Source organism: Nitrosomonas marina (assembly GCF_900111605.1).
Classification (GTDB): Bacteria; Pseudomonadota; Gammaproteobacteria; order Burkholderiales; family Nitrosomonadaceae; genus Nitrosomonas; species Nitrosomonas marina_A.
This window is the reverse complement of record NZ_FOIA01000011.1, coordinates 95,268-101,374: the sequence shown is the minus strand read 5'-3', so window position 1 is coordinate 101,374 and position 6,107 is coordinate 95,268. Positions and strand designations below refer to the sequence as shown.

The 6,107-nt window shown below is 43.7% G+C and carries 7 protein-coding genes; 5 read left to right on the top strand and 2 right to left on the bottom strand.

Features of this window, described 5'->3' with window-relative positions:
- Window positions 1-361: 361 nt before the first annotated feature.
- The 3 genes from BMY62_RS06790 to BMY62_RS06780 all read left to right on the top strand — a co-directional run bounded on the left by BMY62_RS06790 (window position 362) and on the right by BMY62_RS06780 (window position 2,404).
- Complete coding sequence (locus tag BMY62_RS06790; RefSeq protein ID WP_090657975.1) at window positions 362-787, top strand: DUF3293 domain-containing protein; 426 nt, start codon at window positions 362-364, stop codon at window positions 785-787.
- Between the two features lie 108 nt (window positions 788-895).
- On the top strand, window positions 896-1,786 hold the full coding sequence (locus tag BMY62_RS06785) for a Tim44 domain-containing protein (protein WP_090657974.1): 891 nt from the start codon (window positions 896-898) through the stop codon (window positions 1,784-1,786).
- A gap of 123 nt (window positions 1,787-1,909) precedes the next feature.
- Complete coding sequence (locus BMY62_RS06780; RefSeq protein WP_090657972.1) at window positions 1,910-2,404, top strand: DUF2165 family protein; 495 nt, start codon at window positions 1,910-1,912, stop codon at window positions 2,402-2,404.
- Between the two features lie 16 nt (window positions 2,405-2,420).
- Here the strand turns inward: BMY62_RS06780 and BMY62_RS06775 are convergent, their stop codons facing one another.
- Together BMY62_RS06775 and BMY62_RS06770 are read right to left on the bottom strand one after the other, a co-directional pair.
- Window positions 2,421-2,840, bottom strand: coding sequence for a PGPGW domain-containing protein (locus BMY62_RS06775; RefSeq protein WP_090657969.1), 420 nt, complete (start codon window positions 2,838-2,840; stop codon window positions 2,421-2,423).
- A gap of 978 nt (window positions 2,841-3,818) precedes the next feature.
- On the bottom strand, window positions 3,819-4,685 hold the full coding sequence (locus tag BMY62_RS06770; RefSeq protein WP_090657967.1) for an HDOD domain-containing protein: 867 nt from the start codon (window positions 4,683-4,685) through the stop codon (window positions 3,819-3,821).
- A gap of 101 nt (window positions 4,686-4,786) precedes the next feature.
- Here BMY62_RS06770 and BMY62_RS06765 point away from each other — a divergent pair, with 101 nt between their 5' ends.
- Window positions 4,787-5,257 carry an MEKHLA domain-containing protein gene (locus tag BMY62_RS06765; RefSeq protein ID WP_090657965.1) on the top strand — a complete coding sequence of 157 codons (471 nt, stop codon included), beginning with the start codon at window positions 4,787-4,789 and terminating at the stop codon, window positions 5,255-5,257.
- 39 nt (window positions 5,258-5,296) lie between these two features.
- Window positions 5,297-6,037, top strand: coding sequence for a DUF1614 domain-containing protein (locus tag BMY62_RS06760; RefSeq protein ID WP_256207464.1), 741 nt, complete (start codon window positions 5,297-5,299; stop codon window positions 6,035-6,037).
- Window positions 6,038-6,107 lie beyond the last annotated feature (70 nt).

The following is a 6,107-nucleotide window of genomic DNA, read 5'->3' as shown; positions in this document are numbered from 1 at the left end:
ATCCAGAATATCGCTACCGCAAGCATCAGCCCCAGACCTATCTTGTAGTACTTGGAGTCGTACCACAATGACATGTCGTAGTCAGCACTCGCAGCGCCACTCGTTCTCATAGTTGTTGCCATAACAGTCTCTCCTTTATTTTGTGTGTAGTTATTGCAAACATCAAGCTTCTCATTTTTGAGAAACCATATTCATATGATGGCTATTTTTAAAAAAAGTTTCAAGGAAAAAATGGTTTTTTTTATTTTGTCGGACTTGTTCCTGAAATGGATATTTATTAAGTTCAGTAGTTTTGAAATAATACGTTGATTGGGATGTAAGAATTCGTTTTACAGATGACGACTGTTGGAATCGAGTTGAGTTGACATCGAAACTACCGGATATTCTTGTCGCGCAATATCGTCTTGCCGATTACAGGGTTGGTGCGGGTACCGATGCTTTTATTATGCATATTGATCGGTATTCAGCACCAATAAACAAGCTGATGAGAGCAAAGCAGGTATCAAATGCTGCAATCATTACAGCGTTTAATCCACTAGGCAGAATACAAAGTGCTCAAAATAATCGGAAGGCGCATTTGATACTTCAAAGAGCGCTTGGACGCTGTGCGGTATGTTTGATTGAAAGTACCAGTCTTGATCCAGCTGGAACCTGGCCAGATGAAACAGGATTCTGCGTTTTAGGCACAAGTTTTGAAACGGTTTGTGCGCTTGGTTTGCGGTTCCGGCAAAATGCAATAGTCTGGATCGATTATGATGCTGTTCCCCGATTGCATTTGCTTAGATAAACCAATTCCTGAACACCGGGTTTTAATACAGAATGATGGTCAGATATGTCTACAGAATCATAGCCGATGCTATACTCATCACTTTTGCAATAAACTGGGAGATCAGTTATGAAAAAAATTTTTAGCTTCATGATATTAACCTTTTTTACTGTAAGCCTGATAGCGGTTGATGCGGAAGCGAGGCGTATGGGTGGCGGCAAAAGCTTTGGCAAGCAGCGTCAGTCATTAAACCAGCAGTCCACGCCAAATCAGCAACAGTCACCAACGCCGGCGCAATCACCAGCGACGCCAGTTGGTGGCGGCAGTAAGTGGGGAGGTGCGCTAGCAGGTCTTGCGGCTGGCGGTTTGTTGGCGGCATTATTTATGGGCGGTGCCTTCGAAGGGATCAATATGGCCGATATCATCATGTTGATTCTGATTGCCGGTGTGGTGTTTTTTATCATACGCATGTTGCGCAGGCCGCGCGCTGCTGAATCGACACAACGAATGCAGTATTCGGGTACGAATACATCCTCGCAGGATAGTACAGTAACGCCACCATGGGGTGCTGCGCGAAGTTCTGCATCGGTTGACAGTGATCGGACCCAAGCAAATCGACCGAATATTCCTCCAGGTTTTCAGGTCGAACCATTTTTGCGTAATGCCAAAATGTCTTTCATTCGTTTGCAAGCAGCAAATGATACGGGAGATCTTAATGATATACGGGAATATACGACGCCCGAAATGTTTGCGGAGATCAGTATGCAAATCCAGGAGCGGGGCGACGTCGCGCAAAAATCTGAAGTCATGTTTATCGATGCGAAGCTGCTTGATGTTGAGGCAAATGATGACTCAGCGATTGCGAGCGTGCGTTTTACCGGACAAATGCGGGAATTACCTGATGGCGAACCGGAGGATTTCGATGAAGTCTGGCATGTTGAGAAAAATCTCAGAGAATCCGGTGCTGCGTGGTTGCTGACAGGGATACAGCAAGTTGCTGATACCGATTTGACGGACTGACAGTATTTCATGGTATTTCCGGTTACGTGGCGTTGGTAACCCGCCCGGACCGGAAATAACTATCATGGGCTTATACTGATCTTGATTCAGTATGTTTTAAAACATCAGTAAGAGCGGTCGCATATGTATACGAGGCTGTCAAAAGTTGTACTGGTATGGGCCGTGGCCTTTTTTGCACTGCTGGTGGTTTTCAATAACGTAACAGATTATGAATCGAATTACACGTTCGTTGCACATGTACTCAAAATGGACACGACATTTCCCGGCAATACGGGAATGTGGCGCGCCATTGAAGCGCCATGGGCGCACCATCTGGTTTATGGTTTGATCATATTGATTGAAGCGATAATAGCCGCGCTGTGCTGTTATGGCGGTTTTTATTTATTCAAGGCGAGGCGCAATCCGGAATTGTTTAACCGGTCGAAAAGATTTGCGATTTCAGGGTTGACAGTGGGAATTTTACTCTGGTTTACCGGTATTATCGCAATCGGGGGGGAATGGTTCTTGATGTGGCAATCGCAGGTTGCCAATAGTCAGCAAGCTGCATTTCGTCTGGTGATGATTTTAACTGCCATTCTCATTTATCTCGTACAGCCCGATGATGATAGAGGCGCGTGATCGGGCACTTTTTGTGTCATAGGATTAAAGGCGGTTTTTTGTATCTTTGGCGCATGGCATTAATCGTTCTCAGAATCACTGGCTGTTCAATAATTCGGGCTTCCAGCAAGCGTTTTTTGGGAAAATCGACAAATGACAGGCCAATCAGCATTGTCAATATGCCTTGGCCAGGCAAAAACAGCATAATGAATCCGGCTATCAGAAAAGCACCGCCCAGTAAATTTTTCGCGATTAATCCGAAAATACGTAAAATTGGGTGGTGATTCTTCATCCAGTAGCGCGGCACGCTGATGTCGAAATAATCGTAAGGCAGACGAATCAAGATGATTGGTATGAGTACCAGTGAAGCGATAAAGCTGATCAGGGAGATAATCGTCAAGTGGATAAGAACATCAACTGGAATCCATTGCTCAATTGCAGCCAATAAACTATCCATTTTTTACTCCAATGCGACCGTAAATATAGTTTGTGGTCAAAATTTAATTACAGACAAAGTTGTCAATCCTGACGTTTTGGCTGGTTGCCAGAGTCTGGCGGGTGTAAGCATAGCAGAACAAGTTGATTCCGTAGATACTCGATTAGGACATGACTGAGTAAGTTTTTGTTCAAACCGTGTGCTTTGTATTAGTTTAACCGGACTTTCTGGAGAGGCCATATAACAGCAATTAAAATTATTTATCAGGCAATGCGCCATACAAACAAAAAAACCGCAAAAATTTTAAGGTTTAATGCAATCTTAACTTTCATTGTCGAAAAATGTAGGTTAGAATCTAGAATGTAATGGCCTGATAGTGAAAAATAAGGAAGGTTGTTATATTAAAAATAATAATAAACCCAGTAGGTTACATTAGAAATAGGGAGCCGCTACACGGTTGTCAAAACCGCTAGAAAATACTGGGGGAGCAGAGTAATCTGTCGTATTTTTTGACACAACCCCGCTTTTTTTGTGTGGTTGTTTAGTGGTTAAGTCGGTTTTTATCGGCTTTTTTAGTTGGTGAAATTAAGACAAAATTGTCAACAATTCAATAAGGAGATTAAGTTATGAGCAATGATGAAAACAGAGCAACAGATTCACAAACACTGAAACTGATCGGTATTACGACCGCTGCATTTATCGTAATTGGACTGATCATTTACAACATGTAAATTGATTGGTTTGGAAAAGCACACAGGCATCTGTTTCCATCGGTAAACAAATGTCTGTGTGCTTGGTTCTTTTTTTTAGAAAGGTGAAAAAAGTTTTATAATCTCCACAGTTTCTATTCACTTCTTCGTGTAGATGTCACTACTAGTTGTTTCTACATACTATACGCTACCTTTCCAGACACATTATCCTGCCACCGCTCATCAGTTCAACAACTTGATCTGATCGTTTCCAGATACGTAACTCAGCCCAGTCATTTTCAATAATCAATCAGGCGTTATCAACAGTGGCCCCGGGTCTAATGCAATTGAGCATTTCATTAATTTGAAGCTCGGCTACAGTATTGATTAATTCTATCATTTCATTGTCCAGCCCCAGGCGTTCATAAATTTCCGTTTTGCATAAGGATTGTATGTCGTTTGCGGCAATATCACGATTTCGGTGCTTTTGTTTATAGCGCGCAATCAGTATCGCCAAATGCAGGATGTATGGATCGGAATTAATGTGTTCGACACTGGTCGGGTCGTGTTGATAGGCGACCGTCTTCCAGATGCTTGCCGGTAAATTCCACTCTTTCAGAAATGCGACGCATATTTCCGTTGAGGTGAAGCCGAAGACCTGCCGTTCAGCGTTTGCGATAGCACCCTCATTTGTTTCACCGATACTGAGTATCTGGCTGGATTTTTCAGGGAACTGATTGAGCAGGATTAATTTACCGATTCCGTGCAGCAGCCCGGCAATAAATATCCGTTCACGGCAATTGATGTCATAAGCCATCAACCGCGCAATTATACCGGTGCTGAGGCTGTGATGCCAGAATGATTCCATATTGATCAGGTCTGCCGAAATACCTTTGAATACAGTTGCCACAGTAGAAGCAAGTGCAAGATTGCGTAGTTCTCTATGTCCGATTAAAGTAATGGCATAGGAGACGGTTTCAATTTTTTTTGGAAATCCAAAATAGGCGCTGTTTGCCAGTTTTAGAAGCCTGACAGTTAATGCCGGATCGTTGAGTATAGTCTGTTCAAGTTCCTGATTGGTGGTATTTCCTGAGGTTATCAATTCGTTGATTTTATATACGACCTCGGGCAGCGAGAAGATGGATTTGGCGCGTGTGACGATTGCATTCGGATCCATAAATAACCCTGAATTAAATGTAACCTTATTGTAAAGGAATTGGACTGAATCATTTAAAAAAATACGTTAAACTTTTTCTCTGGTTTTTTATAGAGCGAATGATGTCAACACAAACCGACTGGAAAAGCCCGCAAATGCTTCGATGGTGCCAATATCTTTTGGACAGTTACGCATATTGGACCAGACAGGAACTAATACCGCGAAAAGGCACTACATATGAGCAGGCGTCTTATTTGTTTAACTGCTCGTTTGTTGTTGTATCGCACCAGACGAGGGAGGACCCGGTGCTCAATTACGGTAACCAGGCGGCGTTAAATTTGTGGGAAATGGACTGGCGGCAGTTTACCAGGACTCCTTCACGTATGACCGCAGAGCCCGTAAACCGGGAGGAACGCGCCAGGGTGTTGCAGCAGGCCAGAACGCAAGGTTATATTGCCGATTATCGCGGGGTCAGGATTTCAAGCACTGGAAAGCGGTTTCTGGTTGATCAGGCGGTTGTCTGGAACATATTGAACCCTGATGGCAATACGATTGGCCAGGGAGCGACATTTTCGGTATGGCGTTTTTTGTAAAGACCGACAGGAAATACGTCTCTGGAATTTGCATGACACATGGCTTATGGGTTTACCTATCAATGCAGACAAACCATATGCGCGTTCAAGTATGAAAATAACGACGATTTAATGAAAAACCAGTTTTCACCACCCCATTTAATCTTTTTTTTGTTCCTGCTTGGAGTCCTGCTGATACTGATTCAGCTGGAGTTGCTTGCATTTGCTTTCGAAAAACTGAATCTGCCGCCTGAGATGGGTTTGACAGTTCTGTTGCTGTCATTGTTTGGAAGCGTGGTCAACCTGCCGGTATTGCGCATTAAAAGTGAAGCCGATCCATCGCATATAGTGCGGGAGAAGTACTGGAGCATTATAAAAATTCCTGTTTATCCCTATTATAATGAAACGCTGGTTTCGATCAACCTGGGAGGGTGTCTCATTCCGGTTGCGCTTTCGATTTATCTTTTTGTCAATAGTGGCCTGACACTGTTGATTACCCTGTTTGGAATCGGCATCATCGCTGCGGTCAGCCATTACTTCAGCCGTCCCATTCCGGGATTGGGTATCGGTATGCCAGTATTGATTGCACCTGTCAGTGCGGCATTGGTTGGATTGTATTTAAGTCCGGATCAAAGCGCTCCGCTAGCCTACATCAGTGGTACACTGGGGGTGTTGATCGGCGCTGACTTAATGCATTTGAAGAAAATTCCGCAACTAGGGGCGCCCCACGCTTCAATTGGCGGGGCTGGTACCTTTGATGGTATTTTTATTACCGGTATCGTAGCCGCTTTGCTGGCCTGATAGCAACCTGGCAATATCATGTTGATAGAGTACTAGATCGTAAGTTGCATTACAGGCCAGAATACCGTTA